Annotated in this window: 3 protein-coding genes; all 3 read left to right on the forward strand. The window is 40.8% G+C overall.

The annotated features are described in order from the left end of the window. On the forward strand, nt 1–184 hold a 184-nt coding region (locus tag AC22ZQ_RS14380; RefSeq protein ID WP_318959449.1), incomplete at its 5' end, for a hypothetical protein. Nucleotides 185–317: 133 nt separating this feature from the next. Next, a complete protein-coding gene (locus AC22ZQ_RS14385) occupies nt 318–575 on the forward strand; it encodes a hypothetical protein (protein ID WP_318959450.1) in 258 nt (85 codons plus the stop codon). 14 nt (nt 576–589) lie between these two features. Further along, on the forward strand, nt 590–1,771 hold the full coding sequence (locus tag AC22ZQ_RS14390; RefSeq protein ID WP_318959451.1) for a hypothetical protein: 1,182 nt from the start codon (nt 590–592) through the stop codon (nt 1,769–1,771). Nucleotides 1,772–1,949: the final 178 nt, after the last annotated feature.

Below are 1,949 nucleotides of genomic sequence, written 5' to 3' on the forward strand. Positions count from 1 at the left end.
AGCGCTTTATATTTTCAATATTGCTGACATTTGTGAAAGGTCAGCTACAGATTTCTACAAAAATGGAGCATCTACGATGTTCTCTTACAAGAACTACCCTCGGAGAGGTTATGTTATTGTAGCGATTGCTCGCATTATTCCAAATCCTCGTAGAGGATTTATAACGAAGGAGAAAGGGGTGTAGGTTCCATTTTACGCATTTAGGGGGCCATTGTAAAGTTTTTGATTGACTTTGGTTTTAGTTTTCCTTTTTATGTAACTTGTGATTTTACTTAATTTTATGCAAGTTACAATGGTTTTAGAAAAGGAGCTAACCGATGAATCAAGATCAGATAATCGAAGCAGTAACGAAAGAATTTACCCAAAGATTTCGTGAAACGATGGCGGATTTGTCCTTGGATGAACTGACCCCGGAGTTGGCAGAAGAATTTAGTAAAGGTTTGCAGCACTGCATTAGCAAAGCAGCCCTCATAGGCTACAAGACATTTATTGAATCCTATGATATAAAGGAGGATCTCTTAGAAGTAGAAGGTAAGACACTTCGGTTTAAGTATTCTTCAAAAAAAACTTCTTAACGCCTTTTGGAGAGATGAATATTAGTCGGAGTTTGTATCAGAGTGACCGGGGTGGGGCTGCTTATGTTCCATTAGATGTGGGTTGGGGGATGCAAGGAGAATATGCGACGCCGGCAGTACAAGAATGCGTTCTGTTTGGGATGGCTCATCTGACAGCTAAGGAAGTGGAAAGGTTTTTAGAAAAGAGCAGCATGTTTCATCCTTCTGAGAAAGCGATCAAAAATATGGTAAGTAAGAGTGGGGATTTCATAGAAGCTCATATTGATGAATTGAACGAAGGGATTCGAGGTGAGGAGACGATTCCGGAAGCAACGGCAGTAGTGGTTGCCAGTATGGATGGTGTAAATGTTTTGTTAAGAGAAACTGGCCAGAAATCCGGTCGTCCGAAAGAACGCCCTGGTGAAAAGCAGGAGGAAGTGAGTGCTTCCAGTTATAAGAATGCCATGGTTGGCAGTATTTCTTTTTATGGGTATTCCCAACAACGGGGCAGGCCACCACTTTGTGGCAAGAAGGAAGCGACTGAAAAAGAGGAAGTTAAGCCGGTGAGATTATGTAGCCATTATATTGCCCGGATGCCGGAGAGTTACTTTCCGGCCTTCAAGCAGCAATTTGAGGCGGAGTTGGATGATATTGAAAAAGCAGTGGATGCAACCGTGAAGAGAGTGCTTCTTAATGATGGTCATCGGGTGATATGGAACTACATTGACAATAATGAACGCTTTGATGATTACGAGAAATTGGTAGATTTCTATCATGCCAGCGAGCATTTATCAAAAGCAGCGGAGGCTATCTTCGGAAAAAAATCAAAGGCGGGAGATGAATGGTATCACAAATGGTATGATAACCTGCAAACAGAAGATCATGCTGCCAAAGCGGTATTGCGTTCCATGAATTATTACGCAAAGATATTGAAGATTCCCAAAACTCGATTGGAGGATTTAAAAAGAGAACAAACCTTCTTTCGGCGTAATCACCATCGAATGAATTACGCGGATTTCATCAGACAAGGGCTGCCTATTGGCAGTGGGCCGGTAGAAGCAGCCTGTAAATCTGTAGTGAAAAATAGAATGTGCCGCAGCGGAATGCGTTGGTCTCGAAAAGGTGGACAGCAAATCCTCAATCTTAGAGCCTACGCAAAAGCTGATCGCTGGGAGAAATTCTGGAACAACTACAAACAACTTAAACAAGCAGCATAAGGGTGAAAGTAATTGCGTAAAATGGAACCTACACCCATAAATAATCTATCCATTCAGATTCACCTTTCTCTTTTTTGGTTTTATCTTAAAGTTTTTTTGAATGTTTTAATAATACCGTTTTAAGACCGCAATATTTTAGTTTAAGGCTAGGTTGAAAAATTAATATTACATTGGAAGA

The sequence above is a fragment of the Lishizhenia sp. genome, assembly GCF_057456495.1.